This window comes from Pseudomonas sp. KH_027 (genome assembly GCF_057838565.1).
The window spans coordinates 1154542-1169099 of the sequence record NZ_CM174470.1 but is presented as its reverse complement, the minus strand read 5'-3'; the positions used below and the strand labels follow the sequence as shown (position 1 = coordinate 1169099).

The 14558-nt window shown below is 63.8% G+C and carries 18 protein-coding genes and 2 pseudogenes; 8 read left to right on the top strand and 12 right to left on the bottom strand.

The window, feature by feature from the left end:
• Window positions 1-63: 63 nt before the first annotated feature.
• Complete coding sequence (locus AC3IYG_RS05445; protein ID WP_489312734.1) at window positions 64-1083, bottom strand: Leu/Phe/Val dehydrogenase; 1020 nt, start codon at window positions 1081-1083, stop codon at window positions 64-66.
• A gap of 251 nt (window positions 1084-1334) precedes the next feature.
• Here AC3IYG_RS05445 and AC3IYG_RS05440 point away from each other — a divergent pair, with 251 nt between their 5' ends.
• Window positions 1335-2138, top strand: a complete 804-nt coding sequence (locus AC3IYG_RS05440) for a SirB1 family protein (protein ID WP_489312733.1) — start codon at window positions 1335-1337, stop codon at window positions 2136-2138.
• 3 nt (window positions 2139-2141) lie between these two features.
• Here AC3IYG_RS05440 and AC3IYG_RS05435 read toward each other — a convergent pair.
• From AC3IYG_RS05435 to AC3IYG_RS05395, 9 genes and pseudogenes are all read right to left on the bottom strand, one after another.
• A pseudogene (locus AC3IYG_RS05435) lies at window positions 2142-2327 on the bottom strand (response regulator transcription factor); the annotation flags it as partial.
• Window positions 2328-2830: 503 nt separating this feature from the next.
• Window positions 2831-2983, bottom strand: a pseudogene (locus tag AC3IYG_RS05430) (DUF1302 family protein); the annotation flags it as partial.
• A 496-nt stretch (window positions 2984-3479) separates the two neighbouring features.
• Window positions 3480-4247 carry a crotonase/enoyl-CoA hydratase family protein gene (locus AC3IYG_RS05425; RefSeq protein ID WP_489312732.1) on the bottom strand — a complete coding sequence of 256 codons (768 nt, stop codon included), beginning with the start codon at window positions 4245-4247 and terminating at the stop codon, window positions 3480-3482.
• Window positions 4248-4361: 114 nt separating this feature from the next.
• Complete coding sequence (locus tag AC3IYG_RS05420; RefSeq protein WP_489312731.1) at window positions 4362-5273, bottom strand: SDR family oxidoreductase; 912 nt, start codon at window positions 5271-5273, stop codon at window positions 4362-4364.
• A gap of 127 nt (window positions 5274-5400) precedes the next feature.
• Window positions 5401-5946, bottom strand: a complete 546-nt coding sequence (locus tag AC3IYG_RS05415) for a DUF1569 domain-containing protein (protein ID WP_489312730.1) — start codon at window positions 5944-5946, stop codon at window positions 5401-5403.
• Window positions 5925-6827 (bottom strand): alpha/beta fold hydrolase, encoded by a 903-nt coding sequence (locus AC3IYG_RS05410; protein ID WP_489312729.1) that lies wholly within the window; start codon window positions 6825-6827, stop codon window positions 5925-5927. The genes AC3IYG_RS05415 and AC3IYG_RS05410 overlap by 22 nt, the downstream gene beginning before the upstream one ends.
• Complete coding sequence (locus tag AC3IYG_RS05405) at window positions 6827-7609, bottom strand: class II aldolase/adducin family protein (RefSeq protein WP_489312728.1); 783 nt, start codon at window positions 7607-7609, stop codon at window positions 6827-6829. Before AC3IYG_RS05405 ends, AC3IYG_RS05410 begins: the two co-directional genes overlap by 1 nt.
• A 137-nt stretch (window positions 7610-7746) precedes the next feature.
• A complete protein-coding gene (locus AC3IYG_RS05400) occupies window positions 7747-8214 on the bottom strand; it encodes a cupin domain-containing protein (RefSeq protein WP_489312726.1) in 468 nt (155 codons plus the stop codon).
• The gene (locus tag AC3IYG_RS05395; protein ID WP_489312725.1) at window positions 8214-8666 is read right to left on the bottom strand and encodes a flavodoxin; all 453 of its coding nucleotides are present in this window, start codon (window positions 8664-8666) and stop codon (window positions 8214-8216) included. Before AC3IYG_RS05395 ends, AC3IYG_RS05400 begins: the two co-directional genes overlap by 1 nt.
• A 197-nt stretch (window positions 8667-8863) precedes the next feature.
• Here AC3IYG_RS05395 and AC3IYG_RS05390 point away from each other — a divergent pair, with 197 nt between their 5' ends.
• From AC3IYG_RS05390 to AC3IYG_RS05360, 7 genes are all read left to right on the top strand, one after another.
• Window positions 8864-9481: a PilZ domain-containing protein gene (locus AC3IYG_RS05390; protein ID WP_489312724.1), complete on the top strand. Its 618-nt coding sequence runs from the start codon at window positions 8864-8866 to the stop codon at window positions 9479-9481.
• 131 nt (window positions 9482-9612) lie between these two features.
• Window positions 9613-10182 (top strand): antibiotic biosynthesis monooxygenase, encoded by a 570-nt coding sequence (locus AC3IYG_RS05385; RefSeq protein WP_489312722.1) that lies wholly within the window; start codon window positions 9613-9615, stop codon window positions 10180-10182.
• A gap of 131 nt (window positions 10183-10313) precedes the next feature.
• Window positions 10314-11021, top strand: coding sequence for a dihydromonapterin reductase (gene folM, locus AC3IYG_RS05380; RefSeq protein ID WP_489312721.1), 708 nt, complete (start codon window positions 10314-10316; stop codon window positions 11019-11021).
• Between the two features lie 112 nt (window positions 11022-11133).
• Window positions 11134-11505: a dihydroneopterin triphosphate 2'-epimerase gene (folX, locus tag AC3IYG_RS05375; RefSeq protein ID WP_489312720.1), complete on the top strand. Its 372-nt coding sequence runs from the start codon at window positions 11134-11136 to the stop codon at window positions 11503-11505.
• A gap of 112 nt (window positions 11506-11617) precedes the next feature.
• Window positions 11618-11911, top strand: a complete 294-nt coding sequence (locus AC3IYG_RS05370) for a DUF1244 domain-containing protein (protein ID WP_489312719.1) — start codon at window positions 11618-11620, stop codon at window positions 11909-11911.
• On the top strand, window positions 11908-12249 hold the full coding sequence (locus AC3IYG_RS05365) for a HopJ type III effector protein (RefSeq protein ID WP_489312718.1): 342 nt from the start codon (window positions 11908-11910) through the stop codon (window positions 12247-12249). The genes AC3IYG_RS05370 and AC3IYG_RS05365 overlap by 4 nt, the downstream gene beginning before the upstream one ends.
• A gap of 190 nt (window positions 12250-12439) precedes the next feature.
• Window positions 12440-13027, top strand: coding sequence for a putative glycolipid-binding domain-containing protein (locus AC3IYG_RS05360; protein WP_489312717.1), 588 nt, complete (start codon window positions 12440-12442; stop codon window positions 13025-13027).
• A gap of 56 nt (window positions 13028-13083) precedes the next feature.
• Here AC3IYG_RS05360 and trxB read toward each other — a convergent pair whose 3' ends face one another.
• On the bottom strand, window positions 13084-14031 hold the full coding sequence (trxB, locus tag AC3IYG_RS05355) for a thioredoxin-disulfide reductase (protein ID WP_489312716.1): 948 nt from the start codon (window positions 14029-14031) through the stop codon (window positions 13084-13086).
• A 192-nt stretch (window positions 14032-14223) separates the two neighbouring features.
• A complete protein-coding gene (locus tag AC3IYG_RS05350) occupies window positions 14224-14535 on the bottom strand; it encodes a hypothetical protein (RefSeq protein ID WP_489312715.1) in 312 nt (103 codons plus the stop codon).
• Window positions 14536-14558 lie beyond the last annotated feature (23 nt).

The window sequence follows — 14558 nt, the reverse complement described above, 5'->3', positions numbered from 1 at the left end:
GGCTGGGGCGAAGAAAGCGGCGAGGCACGCTTCCCTCATGCGTCTCGGTGCGCAGCCGAGCGGTTACCCGTACAGCAGGCGTTCGGCCAAGGCATCGGCGACCCGCGCGGGGGAGCGCTTGTCGGCCTGGGCGTGGGCGTAGATCTCGGTCAAGCGGCGGTCTATCTGCGCAAGATGCGCGGTGATGGCGGGCAAGCTTTCACCGCGATGCTTGAGCGCGACATAAATCAGGCCGCCGGCGTTGATGACGTAATCCGGCGCATAGAGGATGCCGCGCGCCTGCAGCTCATCGGCGACTTCGGTACTCGCCAGCTGGTTGTTCGCCGCCCCGGCCACCGCCGAGCAGCGCAGCAGCCCCACCGTCTGCGCATTCAGGATACCGCCCAGACCGCACGGTGCGAGGATGTCGCACGGCGTGCCGAGCAGCGCTTCGTTGGCCACCGGCTGCGCGCCGAGTTGCTCCACCGCCAGTTGCACGCGACCGGGGTCCAGGTCGCTGACCAACAGTTCGACGCCGGCGGCATGCAACTGCTCGGCGAGCGCGTAGCCGACATTGCCAAGCCCCTGAATGGCAATGCGCAAGCCTTCCAGGTCATCGCTGCCGAGGCGCGACTGGGCCGTCGCCCGAATACCGGCGAACACCCCCATGGCGGTATGCGGCGAGGGATCACCGGCACTGGTGGTGCTGGTGACATGGCCGGTGTGCTGAGCGATGCAGTCCATGTCGGCGCTCGAGGTGCCGCTGTCGACCGCCGTGATATAGCGGCCATTGAGGGTTTCGATGAAACGTCCGAAGGCTTCGAACAGGGCGCCACGATTGTCCACATTCGGCGGGCGGATGATCACTGCCTTGCCACCGCCCTGCGCCAGCCCGGCCAACGCGGCTTTGTAACTCATGCCTTGGGCCAGGCGTACGGCATCGCGTATGGCACTTTGTTCATCGGGGTAAGCCAGGTAACGACAGCCACCGAGGGCCGGGCCGAGGCGCGTGTTGTGGATCGCGATAACGGCCTTGAGGCCGGTGGCAGGATCCTGTACCAAATGCAGCGCTTCGAGTCGGGCGGCTTCCATGACAGCAAACATGGTAACGCTCCCTTATTTGTAATTATCAGGAGTATAGGCGCCGCCTTTGAGGGCAACCGACTCGGCGGGCATAAGCAAGCCGTGTTGGCTGTACCGGGCAGCATAAGGCCGGCTGGCACCTGCCCGGCAAAGGGCGATCCGCGCGAGCGCACTTCAACAACGTGCGAAGCGCTCCTCGGCGGGCTGTGCAAAAAGCTTCTGGACGAAGGCCGGGCAAGCCGCTACAAACCAAGAGCGAATGGGAGAAGCCGATGACCGCGCGCCAAGCCTGCCTTGCCTGCCTCGAACGTGAACCGCCTGCGGTCTTTGAAGCGGCGTTGTGGATTGCCGCCGAGCACGACGCGAGCCTGCAACCCGCCGACTGCCTGCACGATATGGCCAGCTTGCAACAGCAAGTGGCGGCGGGCCTGCCGGTACGGCCCAGCCATGAGCTGGCCCAACCACTGCTGCGCCGGCTCAATGAGCTGGACTTCCATGAAGACCACGACAGCCCGCTGCGCCCATCGACGGCCCTGCTCCACCGCGTGCTGCAAAGCCGTCGCGGCCAACCCTTGTCGCTGGCGCTGATCGCCCTCGAGCTGGCCCGGCGTCTGGATATTCCCTTGCAGGGGGTGAACTTCCCCGGGCATTTCCTCCTGCGGGTGCCGGGTGCCGACCATCTCCTCGACCCCTGCGGCGGCCGCCGCCTGTATACCCAGGACTGCCGCGAACTGCTGGTCCGCCAGCTTGGCGCGAACGCGCAACTCACTGCCGGGCACCTGCAAACCTGTGATGCCCGCAGCCTGCTGCAGCGGCTTTCACGCAACCTGCGCCACCTGCATCAGCAGGAGCAGGACTATCTGGCGGCGCTCAAGGACGCCGAGCGCGTGCTCGAATTGGGGCCACCCAGTGCCAGCGACCACCTGGCCCGCGCCGAGCTGTACCAGCATCTGGACTGCCTGCAAGCCGAGCGTTTCGACCTGGAGCATGCGCTGCTGCTGACCGACGACCCGGCCCAGCGCTTACTGCTCAGCCAACGGCTGCGCCAACTGGCCGCCAGCCCGGCGCTGCACTAGCCGCTACTCCAGCCATCCCAACGCCTTGGCCCGCGCCACCGCCTGGGTGCGCCTGGGTGCGCCCAATGTGGTATTGATCCGCCGCGCATGGGTTTTCACCCTGTGCAAGGAGATGAACAGTTGCTCGGCAATTTCCAGGTTCGAGCAACCTTGGCTGACCAAACGCAGCACCGCCAACTCGCGCGCTGAGCACCTGCCGCCATTGCATCAGGCGCTCGGCTTCGCTCAGCCTTTGAAACGCCACAGACAGATCGCCCTCGCACGCGGCCAGCTCGGAAAGCCCAAGGTATCCGCAGATGGTGTAGGCGTCCTCACAGGCCTCGGCTTCGACCCAGCCACTCGGGTAGGCCTCACGCGCTTCCTCACCCAGCCCCTGGGCAGCCAGCAGATCGCCGCGCAGCAGCAACAGGCGCCCAAGCATCGGGCCGGACGGCAAATGCTGCAGCGACAGTTCGATCAAGTCCAAGGCGGCATGGGTTTCACCGGTCATTTCCAGCAAATGCGCACGATCGACGATCAACAAGGCTTCAAACACCGCGCTGCGTTTCAAGCGGGCCAGCTTCAAGCCTTTGTCGTTGTAGTGCTGCGCCTCATCCAGCTTGTTCTCCACCAGGGCCTGCTGGGCCAACATCTGGTAGCAGGTCACCCGCGGCGACATTGCTGGCGTACATGCTTTTGCCCGCGCTGGCGGGCCAGCTGGCGCCCACCGACAGCGACGAGTCGAATTGCCCCTCGATTTCCCCAATATTGAAACTCACCGCATAAGCCGGGGTAGCAGTCCCCAGTGCGACGGCAATAGCCAAAACTTTTGGCTGGAAGATTCCGGGCCTTTTTCTTGTTGTCATCGGGCTCTCCTGATTGGGTCAAAACTCGGGGAGAACCCTAACCAGCTAATGCCCGCCGGATAAGCGCACCAAGGATGGATTCGGCGTGTAACCTTTTAGTATGAATACCCCCTACGGGCCTGACTCGGAGCCCCATGAACGAAACGAGAGAGCAGTGGCAACCCTCGCCCGGCGAGCACGACCAAGAGCCTCTCGGCGGCGGCCCCAGCGGGCATCGCCGATGCAGGCCCAGGGCCTGAAATATCAGCCGATCGGGTACAGATGCACCACCGCCTGTACCGCGACTTCGCCAGCACGGACGCCGCTGAAATACGCTCGAATGGGGCGGGGCGCCGACGGATGGCTACAGGGCAAAACGCGTGAGCTTGAGCCCGCAAGGGATTTGCGCAGCGCTCGCGTCGAGCGCAGAGAACTGAAATGCGGCGCCGAGGACCGGCTCGACAGCCTGCGCTATTACTCAGCCGCGCAGCCCCCAGGAACCTGGCTATGTCCGCGCTCAGAACTTACCGTGGCGTCCACTGCCGGCGCTGAAACGCTGGGCGCCGGCGAGGGTTTCGCCGCTGTCGACCACCGCCATGCCAGCGCGAAACTCCTGCTCCAACGCCTGGGCGATGGGCTGATGCCATTGCCCATAGACGCTGGCACGGTCGGCCAGCATGCAGGCTTGCGGGAAGGCCGCGATTTCCTCCGCCAGTTGCTCGGCGGCGGCCCGCGCCGTGCCCGCGGGCACCACTCGGTTGGCCAGGCCGATCGCCAACGCTTCGTCGGCATGCACCGGGCGGCCGGTGAGGATCAGGTCCAGCGCCCGGCCCTGGCCGACGATCCGCGGCAACCGCACGGTGCCACCATCGATCAGCGGCACGCCGAAACGCCGGCAGAACACCCCGCACACCGCATCCGCAGCCAACACCCGCAGGTCCGCCAACAGCGCCAGCTCAAGACCACCGGCCACCGCATAACCTTCGATGGCGGCGATCAGCGGCTTGGACAGTTGCATGCGGCTGGGCCCCATAGGCCCATCGCCTTCGACCTCCAGGCGATTGGCGCGCTCGCCCCCCGTGGCCACGGCCGCCAGATCGGCGCCGGCGCAAAAGGTCCCGCCCGCGCCGGTCAACACCGCCACCCGTGCGCTGTCGTCCTGTTCGAAGGCACGCAAGGCAGCCGCCAGGGCCTCGGCCGTCGGACGGTCCACGGCATTGCGCACCTCGGGACGGTCGATGATCAGGGTGATGACCGGGCCATTTTTTTCGACGACGACACTCATGGCGCAACTCCAGGCAGCAATGAAAAAGGCCGGCATTCAGCCGGCCTTCACCATACTGCGCAGCAGGCGGGGAAAGCAGCCACGCTGGCCGATTCCCCCGTCAGGCTGGCCGGATCATCCGCTGAATTTCTGCAGGTTGGCGAGCATCGCCTGCATCGCCTGCAGGCTATCCGCCGGGTGGCTGGCGCCTTCAAAGTCGCAGATCTGCTTCCAGCTCTCGGCCACGTCATCCGGGCTGAAACCGATTTTCGGGTCGAAGCCGGCGCCGTTGCTGCGCTCCCAACGCACCTTGCCGATCCAACCGCCGCCCACTTCGAACAAGCCAGCCGTTTCCTGGCAGTTTTCGCTGCCGAGGTAGACCACCAGCGGGCTGACCAGCTCCGGCTTGAGCTGCTCGAAGACTTGCTGCGGAATCAGCCCTTCGGTCATGCGCGTACCGCCAGTCGGGGCGATGGCGTTGACGAAGATATTGTTCTTGCGGCCTTCGATGGCCAGGGTACGAGTCAAGCCGTACAGCCCGAGCTTGGCCATGCCGTAGTTGGACTGGCCGAAGTTGCCGTAGATGCCGGACGTCGACGAGGTGAAAATCACCCGACCATAACCCTGCTCGCGCAAGTGCGGCCACGCCGCGCGGGTCACCTTGTAGGCGCCTTCGACGTGAACCTGATAGACCAGTTCCCAGTCGGCGTCTTCCATCTTGTGGAAGGTCTTGTCGCGCAGGATGCCGGCGTTGTTAACCACCACATCGATGCGACCGAAGGCATCCAGGGCGTTCTGCACGATCTTTTCGCCGTCGGTCACCGAGTCATGGTTGGCCACCGCGGTGCCGCCCGCGTCGCGGATTTCCGCAACCACGCGGTCGGCGGCCGAGGCATTGGCGCCCTCGCCATGGGTGCTGCCGCCCAGGTCGTTGACCACCACCTTGGCACCATGCTTGGCGAACAGCAGTGCATGGGCACGGCCAAGGCCACCGCCGGCACCGGTGACGATCACGACTTTATCTTCGAAACGGACGGCTTCACTCATGGATCAGGCTCCCAGGCAGCGTTCAAGAATGCAACGAGTGTCGTGCAGGCGCGCAGCGCTCACAATGAAGACTGCCACGGCTGAATAGTGGCCGATAAGGCAGCGGGATAATTATCCTCGAGCCTTATCAGGCCGATTGATCCACCGGACGAACCAGGCTGAGGTGGTTGTACAGATGCAGCACATGGGCCAGGGCGTATTCCTCATGATCCAACACACCATAGGCGAAGTGCGGCTGCAGCGCCCCGCGGTGTGCGGCGAAGCGCGCAAAGGCACCTTGCAACCGCTGCAGGGCCTGCTCCTGGCTGGCCGGCTCGGCCAGTGACGCGGCACCGGGGATCGGCTGATCCAGCGGATGACGCATGGCGCCGCGGGCAGCGAACAGGTTGAAGGCGGCCAGACCCAGGCTATGACGGAACCAGGCAGGCTTCAGCTCGGGGTAGCCGTCCAGCGAATAGTCGATGCTTTGTGCACAATGATTGAACACCTCGGCCGGGCTCCAGCCCTTGGCGCTGACCAGCGCCCGCCCGGCCAGTTGCGCGAGCACCGCGCGCGCCGCCGGCAGGCTCAGGCCAGCGGGTGCCGGGCCAAGCGGCAGCGCCCAGAAGCCAGCGCCCAGCGCCGCTGCCGCACCGCCCAGAGCCCCCAGTTTCAACAGTTGCCGTCGTTGCATCGGTTTGCCTCCAGGTGCAGGCGAAACGCCAAATAGTGCTCCAGCACCCGCTCCGGCGCCTCGGTCTGCGGATAATGACCGATGCCTTCGAGCAGCACCGTATCGGGCTGCGGGATCAGCTCACGGTAGCGCGCCACCATATGGGCGCCGGAAATCGGATCGACAGCACCGTCGATCACCCGTAGCGGCACGCCACCTTGCTGCATGGCCGCCACCCAGCGCTCGCGCTGCTCGCGGCGCTCTGGCATGTAGCGGATCAGGCGGTGCATCACCGCCGGGCCATTGTTGGCCGCGATCAGGCTCCAGAAATCGTCCAACTCGCGGGAGCCCGGCTGAGTGGCAGGGCCGAAAACCTTGGCGAAGCTCTCGGCCAGTTTCTTCCGGGAAAACAGCCGCCCGACCAACGGGCCCAGCGGGCTCAGCAACAGCTTCTGCACCAGCACGGGCCGATGGGTTTCCGGAAACAGCCCGCCATTGAGAAACGCGCAGGAGGCCAGTTGCAGGCGCCCGTCGTGATGGCGCGCCAGCAGTTCCTGCGCAACGCTGTCGCCGTAGTCATGGGCCAGCACGTGCACAGCCCCGTCGATGCCCAGATGACTGAGCAGCGCCTGCTGAATATCCGCCTGCTCCAGCAGCCGATAGTCATGCCCACGGGGCTTGGCTGAATCGCCGAAGCCGAGCATGTCGCAGGCGATCAGCCGATACTTTTGCGCCAGCGGCTGCCACAGGTAGTGCCAGTCCCAACTGGCAGTGGGAAAGCCATGAATCAACAGCAGCGGCTCACCCTCCCCGGCCGTCCAGTAACGGATGGCGTGGCCGTGGAAGTCGAAGCTCTGGCCCTGCGCCCGCCACGCGGGCAAGGCAATCCCGGCCAGGGCCATCAGGCGGCGTAACCGGGGCTCTGTTGATCCAGCTTGCGCAGCAGCGCCGGCCAGGCCAGTTGCCCGCCCATGCCCTGGGAACTGCGCATCACACCGGCGACCATGGCTTTGGCCCCAGCCAGGATCGGTTGCGGAATATGGATCAGCTCGGCGCCGCCACTTTGCGCCATGACTTGCACCTCACAGGCGCGCTGCAAGGTGAACATCATCAGGAAGGCATCGGCGATGCTGCTAGAGCAGGTCATCAGGCCATGGTTGGGCAGGATCATGAAATTGCTTTCGCCCAGATCCGCCTGCAGGCGCGCCTTCTCCTCATGGTTCAGCGCCACCCCTTCGTAACCGTGATAGGACAGGCTGGAAAGGACGAACAGTGATTGCTGCGACAGCGGCAGCAAGCCCTGCTTCTGCGCCGACACGGCGATACCGGCGGCGGTATGGGTGTGCAGCACGCAGACCACGTCATGGCGGACTTCATGCACCGCACTGTGGATGGTGTAACCAGCCGGATTGATCTCGTAAGGGCTGTCCATCAACTTGACGCCGTTGAGATCGACCTTGACCAGGCTGGAGGCGGTGATTTCGTGGAACATCAGGCCGAAGGGGTTGATCAGGAAGTCTTCGGTGCCTGGCACCTTGGCCGAGATATGGGTAAAGATCAGATCATCCCAGCCGTGCAAGGCCACCAGGCGGTAGCAGGCGGCGAGGTCGACGCGGGTCTGCCACTCGGCGGCGGAGACTTGATCTTGGACGTTATGGCTGGGCAGGGTTTGAGCGACGGTCACGGTGTTCACCTCGGCATTTATTATTGTGGCGTACCCAGGGAGTCTAGCGAGGGATGCGGCTGCCGGGAGTTGCCCTGGCAGCCAGCTTAGTGGCCGTGCGAGTCAGACCGTCGCGGACCGTGGCACAGTGGCCGGATTCAGAGCAATTCGGGGTAGGCGCGCGCCAATTGCGGCCAGTCGCGCTGCGCCTCGGTATCGTCGGCGAGCAGACGGAAACCGGCGAAGTCGAACCCCGGCGCTACCGTGCAACCGACCAGGGTAAAGGCGCCCTGCGAACGCGCCGCCTGCCAGGCGTGGGCCGGCACGGCGCGTTGCGGCAAAGCCGCGCCCCCGACCGGGCCAAGGATTTCCCGGCGAACATTGTCCGGCGCAGTCGCAACCAGCAATTCCAGCGGCGCCCCTTCATAGAAATGCCACAGCTCATCGGCATCCACCCGGTGCCAACGGCCCACCACCCCGGCCGGCAGCAGGAACACAATCGCCGTCGAGCAGAATCGTCCGCTGGTCAAGCGCTGCGCCGACTCGAACACCCGCCGGTAATAACCGCCCTCCGGGTGCGCTTCGAGGCGCAACTCGCGGATCAACTCAACGGCGCGCGGGTGCATCAGGCTTGCAACGCCGCGGCGAAGTCGGCCAGCCAGGGTTCGGCGTCGGCTTCCGGGTTGACCGTTTCGCTGGCGTCCAACCGCAGCATGCCTTGCACCTCGCGGATACCCAACTCGGCGAACAGTTCGCGAACCTGCTCGCCGCCGGCACAAAAGGTATCGCCATAGCAGGAGTCGCCCAGGCCGATCACAGCGCCGGGCAAGCCCCGCCACGCCGGCAGATGATCGCGGATCGCGTAATACAGCGGTTGCAGGTTATCCGGCAGCTCGCCCATGCCCGTGGTCGAGGTCACCGCCAGAAAGGCCTGTGGCGCAAAGGCCTGCAATTCGGCCAGACTGGCCCGCGGGTTATGCCAGGCGTCGAAACCCGCCGCCTTGAGCACCTGTTCGGCATGGCGGGCAACCTCTTCGGCGGTGCCGTAGACCGAACCGGACAGAATGGCGACTTTCATAACATGGCTCCTGAAACTGGCTGCAAATACCCGGCATTATGCCTGATGCGAGCGATTACTATCCGCGTCGCCTGAAAAGTCTAACGTTCGTGCCACATAGGCGCTGGCACTGGCTACACTGAAACTCGCATGTGCTGCGTAACTAATTGGTGTTTTTGCTGTCCCACCTTCCTGACAGCTATCAGAACCTTTTATACATGCAAAGCCATCCACTACTGACGCCAGAAGAGTTGGACTTCATTCAAAGCCTGCAGGGTAAACCGACCCCGGGTACTCGGCTGACCACACCCAGCCTGCGCGTCGATGGCGGCACGCAGACCAAAGCTCTGCTGACGCGCCTTGCCGCACAAGACCAACTGACCATCGAAGCGCATTTCAACGGTGAACGGATCACTTTTCCCTTGCAGTTGGTGGAAGACGAATTCCACGCTCTGCACCTGGAATTGGGTGTACCCAATATCGTCGAACAAGGCTCGAATGAACGCCCTTGGCGTCTACCCCTGGCCGAGCCTATCGATCTGCTCGACGAAAACGGCGCACAAAGCGGCATGCTGCTGCATTCCATATCGCTCAGCGGCATGCTGATCGAAATCCCCAACCAGGCGCAAACGCCAGTGCCCAAGCGCCTCTCCCTGTGGCTGCCACAGAATGGACAGGAACCTATCGAACTGCGCGGCATCCTGGCGCGCAAAACCGAGCAGCGCCTGGTCGCCTACCGCCTGAGCCTGCGTAAGACCCGGGATAATGAACGCCTGCGGCAGTTCATTTTCCAGAAGCACCGCCAGCTCAACCCCATCCCCCGCAGCACCTCATAGACCGCTGCCACTGGCATATTGGCTGAAAACCGGAATAATCTGCGCCTGTTCACCACTGCCGCCCCGTCACCCTGGGGCGCGGTACTGCGCCTGCTCTACCCGAGCGCGCGCAAGGCTCGAGGAGATACACAATGTCTGCTTCCCCCGTCACCCTGATGGTGGCCCGTCGCGTCTCGCGCGAACGCTACGAGGGTTTCATGCTCTGGTTGCGCGAAGGCGAACAACTGGCGACCGACTTCCCCGGCTATCTTGGCTCCGGCGTACTCGCTCCGCCCGCCGATGATGACGAATTCCAGATCGTTTTCCGCTTCGCCGATGAAAGCACCCTCGCCAGTTGGGAACACTCCCCTTCACGGCAGGCCTGGCTGACCCGCGGTCAAGGTTTGTTCGCCCAACCCCACGAACAGCGCATACAAGGTATCGACGCCTGGTTCGGTGCGACGGGCCGCCAAGCACCGCGCTGGAAGCAAAGCGTGGCGATCTGGTTGGCCTTCTTCCCGGTCTCGCTGGGTTTCAACCTGGCGTTTGGCGGCTGGCTCAACGACCTGCCGTTGGCCCTGCGCATCTTTATCAGCACCTTGGCCCTGACGCCGCTGATGACCTACTGGTTCATCCCGCTCACCACCCGCTGGCTCGATCCCTGGCTGCACCAGCGCAAGGCTCAGCCCACGCCAGTAGCCGGGCTGCCATCGGCGCGCTAGGCGCCTGCCGCCCCCCCCATAGCGCGAGCCGGGCCCGCAGGTTTTGTGCGCCAAGGCGGACTGCGGTAACGTTGCCCTGTCCGCCAACCGGCTAATCGGGCTGGCGCCTACTTCTACCCGACGAGTCGCGCATGAGCGTTTCCGCCCCCATTCTGATCACCGGCGCCAGCCAGCGGATCGGCCAACACTGCGCCGAACGCCTGCTCGATGATGGCCATGCGCTGATCATCAGCTACCGTCACGAGCGCGAGAGCCTGGCGCGCCTGCGCGAGCGCGGGGCCTTGACCCTGCAGGCGGACTTTTCCACCGAGGCCGGCATCCTGGCCTTTATCACCACACTTAAAAACCACGCCCAGGCGCTACGCGCGATCGTGCACAACGCCTCGCAGTGGCTGACGGAAACGCCAGGCGACGAAGCCGCCGCCTTCCAGCGGATGTTCAGCGTGCACATGCTGGCGCCCTACCTGATCAACCTGCATTGCGCACCCTTGCTCGAACGCTCGAACCCGGCCGATATCGTCCATATCAGCGACGACGTGGCGCGCAAGGGCAGCGCCAAGCGCCCGGCCTACTGCGCCAGCAAAGCCGGGCTGGATAGCCTGACGCTATCTTTTGCGGCTAAATACGCGCCACGGATCAAGGTCAATGGCATCGCCCCGGCGCTGATCCTGTTCAACGAAGATGACGACGCGCAATACCGCGCCAAAACCCTGGGCAAATCCGCACTGGGCATCGAGCCCGGACCCGAGGTGATCTACCAGAGTCTGCGCTACCTGCTCGACAACCCCTACGTCACCGGAACCACCCTGACCGTCAACGGCGGCCGGCACCTCAAATGAGAGCACCGAGCGCATGGGCCTGTGGAGATAACGCTGCGATACGCAAAGCCTTGCACAAGCCCGGCGACAACGGCCACGAATTCCTGCAACTGATTGGACGGAGTAACTAGCTATGCCGCGACTGGAGCCTGGAATGGCGCGAATTCGGGTCAAAGACCTGCGCCTGCGCACCTTCATCGGGATCAAGGAAGAAGAGATCAACAACAAGCAGGATGTGCTGATCAACCTGACCATCCTCTACCCCGCGGTCGACGCCGTGCAGGTCAACGATATCGAGCACGCGCTGAACTACCGCACCATCACCAAGGCGATCATCCAGCACGTCGAGGGCAATCGCTTCGCCCTGCTCGAACGCCTGACCCAGGAAATCCTCGACCTGGTGATGAGCTACCCGAGCGTGCGCTATACCGAAGTGGAGGTGGACAAGCCACACGCCCTGCGCTTTGCCGAGTCAGTGTCGATCACCCTCGCCGGGCATCGCTGAACCGCTCTGCATACCGCCCGACCGCTTGTTGGCCGTCGGGCATTGCCGCTGCAGGCCAGCGCTTCTATCATCGCGCCCATCCGCCACCCGCACGCCCTCGGAGTACCCTGCCATGACCGAGCAAGAACACCTCGAACTCGAAGCCGCCGCCTTCCGCCAACTGGTGCAACACCTGCGTTCGCGCCCGGATGTGCAGAACATCGAACTGATGAACCTCGCCGGTTTCTGCCGTAACTGCCTGTCCAAATGGTACAAGGCCGCCGCCGACGACATCGGCCTGGAAGTCACCGCCGAACAGGCTCGCGAAGAGATCTACGGCATGCCGTACAGCGAATGGAAAAACAAATACCAGAAGGAAGCCAGCAGCGAACAAAAGGCCGCTTTCGACAAGGGCAGCAAGCCATGAGTGCACTCCTCGACTTCCGCGCCAGCCTGCGCAGCGAGCAGCACCTGTTCGCCGCCACCCTGGCCTTTATCGCCGAGCACTACGACTATCAGCCCAGCGCCTTCGTCAACGGCACGCTGGAAAACGCGACCGGGCAGAATGAAGGCTCGTGCAAAACCCTCGGCCTGGCACTGCTCGAAGGTCTGAGCCTGGAAGAAACCCTGCAAGCCTTCGGTGAACACTACCGCAGCGTACTGGCCAACCCGAGCGGTACTGACCACGGCAACATCCGCGCGCTAATGGAAACCGGCCTGAGTGGCGTACGCCTCGCCCAGCAACCGCTCAAGCGCAAGGGTTAGACCGAACGCCGCGAATCAGCGCCAGCGCCTTGGGCGAACACCTGCGCAACTGACGGCAAACGCTGGCAGACAACAGCACAAGATCCACTTATCCTGCAGGACTGGAGAGCACCAAGGACGGTGTCACGCACCTTAACGCGCCCTCCCCCCTGCTGTACCTACCCCCTTTACCTGGTATGGAGTCGCTTGGATGCAGCAGACCTTGGTATGGAAACCTTGGACCAACCCCGGCGTGGAAAACCTGCGCCTGAAGCAGGATGACAGCGGCATCCATGCCAGCAGTCACCTGATGCAAAGCGTGCGCGGCCACAGCATTGCCGCCACCTACGTGTTGAATTGCGACCCGCGCTGGCGCTTTCGCCGCCTGTGGTTGAAGGTCGACAACTTTGGGCAGAAGAGCCTGACCCTGGATCGCGACATTCGTGGGCGTTGGTACCAGAACGGTGAACTGCGCCACGACCTGCTCGATTGCCAGCACGTGATGCTCTCCGCTTCGCCGTTCACCCACACCCCCGCCTTGCAACGCTGCGCCCTGGAAACCGGGCAGAGCGACCAGATGCAGGTGGCCTATATCGACATGCTGACCCTCAAGGTCGAAGCGCGTACCCAGCGCTACCTGTGCCTGCGCCAGCAGGCCGAGCACACGCTGTACCGCTGCGAATCGGAAGGCATGAAGCCCCGCGAACTGACCGTCGACCGCAATGCGCTGCTGCTCAAAGCCAGCGATCAGTACCTGCGCCTGAGCTCGCGCACACTGGCGTTGAACACCTGGGTCTGAAGCACCGACAAGAAAAAAGCCCCGCACTTGGCGGGGCTTTTTTATTTATGCAGCACTCACTGCGCGTCGAGGTAACGTTCCACATCCAGCGCGGCCATGCAACCGGCACCGGCAGAGGTGATGGCCTGGCGGTAGACGTGATCGGCCACGTCGCCGGCCGCGAACACGCCAGACACACTGGTGGCCGTGGCGTTGCCATCGCGACCGCCGTTGACCACCAGGTAGCCGTCTTTCAAGGCCAGCTGGCCTTCGAACAACGCAGTGTTCGGCGTGTGGCCGATGGCGACGAACAAACCATCGACCTTCAATTCAGCGCTGCTGCCATCGTTGTTTTTCAGGCGCACGCCGGTAACCCCCATGTGGTCGCCAAGCACTTCGTCCACCGCGGCATTGAGTTGGAGCACGATCTTGCCCTCAGCGACCCGGGCGTGCAGCTTGTCGATCAGGATCTTCTCGGCACGGAAAGTCTCACGACGGTGCACCAGGGTTACTTTGCTGGCGATGTTGGCCAGGTACAACGCCTCTTCCACGGCGGTGTTGCCGCCGCCGACCACCGCCACCTCACGGTTGCGGTAGAAGAAGCCGTCGCAGGTCGCGCACGCGGAGACACCCTTGCCCATGAAAGTTTCTTCCGACGGCAGGCCCAGATAGCGAGCGCTGGCACCGGTGGCGATGATCAACGCATCGCAGCTGTAAGTCGCGCTGTCGCCGGTCAGAGTGAACCGCTTGCCGGCCAGGTCCACCGCATTGATGTGGTCGAACACGATCTCGGTCTCGAAACGTTCGGCGTGCTCGCGCATCCGCTCCATCAGCGCCGGGCCGGTCAGGCCGTGGACGTCGCCAGGCCAGTTGTCGACTTCGGTGGTGGTGGTCAGCTGGCCGCCAGCCTGCATACCGGTGATCAGCAGCGGCTTGAGGTTGGCGCGCGCGGCATAGACCGCAGCCGAGTAACCGGCAGGGCCGGAACCGAGAATGATCACCCGCGAGTGACGAACTTCAGACATAACGCACTCCTCCCGACGGCAAGTCGGAAATAAAAAGGGATCACCGAAGCACTTGGGGAAGGCTCATAGACCGGTGATCCCGAAAAAACAGGGCTGCATTACGCAGCATGTGTGGCCATCGGCCCTTGCTCCACGGCTACCTACGACCGCTGATGTGTTGCCGGTTCGCCGCGTGTTACGAGGGCTGCGAACTTACAGCGCCGCAGCGTTTTCCGCCAGGTAGGGCGTCCAGCCAGCAGCGTCGGCCTTCATGCTGTTTGCTTCAAACTTCAGGGCAAAAGACCAAGTTGACGGCAAGGCTACGCAAGCACGCGCAATTGAGGAAGCCGCGATTACTAATCCACTCCATAGGCAATCCCTATGCAGGTTGAAGCTCGGCGCGCCGGCCGATTTTGTTACGGCAGATATCCGCAGCGCCCGCTTGCCGAGCGCGCCAGCACCGCGCAAGCACTGGCCGAGGCCACCGCCAGCGCCCGACATGAGCCCCAACGGCAGCCGCGTCATGCCAGCCTCGGCCTGCCGGCCAG

Bases quoted from the DNA above. Each gene is read 5' to 3' on its own strand.
- folX (WP_489312720.1), top strand. From the start codon at position 11,134: ATGCCGCGACTGGAGCCTGGAATGGCGCGAATTCGGGTCAAAGACCTG.
- AC3IYG_RS05445 (WP_489312734.1), bottom strand. From the start codon at position 1,083: ATGTTTGCTGTCATGGAAGCCGCCCGACTCGAAGCGCTGCATTTGGTA.
- AC3IYG_RS05395 (WP_489312725.1), bottom strand. From the start codon at position 8,666: ATGAAAGTCGCCATTCTGTCCGGTTCGGTCTACGGCACCGCCGAAGAG.
- AC3IYG_RS05440 (WP_489312733.1), top strand. From the start codon at position 1,335: ATGACCGCGCGCCAAGCCTGCCTTGCCTGCCTCGAACGTGAACCGCCT.
- folM (WP_489312721.1), top strand. From the start codon at position 10,314: ATGAGCGTTTCCGCCCCCATTCTGATCACCGGCGCCAGCCAGCGGATC.
- AC3IYG_RS05365 (WP_489312718.1), top strand. From the start codon at position 11,908: ATGAGTGCACTCCTCGACTTCCGCGCCAGCCTGCGCAGCGAGCAGCAC.
- AC3IYG_RS05415 (WP_489312730.1), bottom strand. From the start codon at position 5,946: ATGCAACGACGGCAACTGTTGAAACTGGGGGCTCTGGGCGGTGCGGCA.
- trxB (WP_489312716.1), bottom strand. From the start codon at position 14,031: ATGTCTGAAGTTCGTCACTCGCGGGTGATCATTCTCGGTTCCGGCCCT.
- AC3IYG_RS05390 (WP_489312724.1), top strand. From the start codon at position 8,864: ATGCAAAGCCATCCACTACTGACGCCAGAAGAGTTGGACTTCATTCAA.
- AC3IYG_RS05420 (WP_489312731.1), bottom strand. From the start codon at position 5,273: ATGAGTGAAGCCGTCCGTTTCGAAGATAAAGTCGTGATCGTCACCGGT.
- AC3IYG_RS05385 (WP_489312722.1), top strand. From the start codon at position 9,613: ATGTCTGCTTCCCCCGTCACCCTGATGGTGGCCCGTCGCGTCTCGCGC.
- AC3IYG_RS05410 (WP_489312729.1), bottom strand. From the start codon at position 6,827: ATGGCCCTGGCCGGGATTGCCTTGCCCGCGTGGCGGGCGCAGGGCCAG.
- AC3IYG_RS05360 (WP_489312717.1), top strand. From the start codon at position 12,440: ATGCAGCAGACCTTGGTATGGAAACCTTGGACCAACCCCGGCGTGGAA.
- AC3IYG_RS05350 (WP_489312715.1), bottom strand. From the start codon at position 14,535: ATGACGCGGCTGCCGTTGGGGCTCATGTCGGGCGCTGGCGGTGGCCTC.
- AC3IYG_RS05370 (WP_489312719.1), top strand. From the start codon at position 11,618: ATGACCGAGCAAGAACACCTCGAACTCGAAGCCGCCGCCTTCCGCCAA.
- AC3IYG_RS05425 (WP_489312732.1), bottom strand. From the start codon at position 4,247: ATGAGTGTCGTCGTCGAAAAAAATGGCCCGGTCATCACCCTGATCATC.
- AC3IYG_RS05400 (WP_489312726.1), bottom strand. From the start codon at position 8,214: ATGCACCCGCGCGCCGTTGAGTTGATCCGCGAGTTGCGCCTCGAAGCG.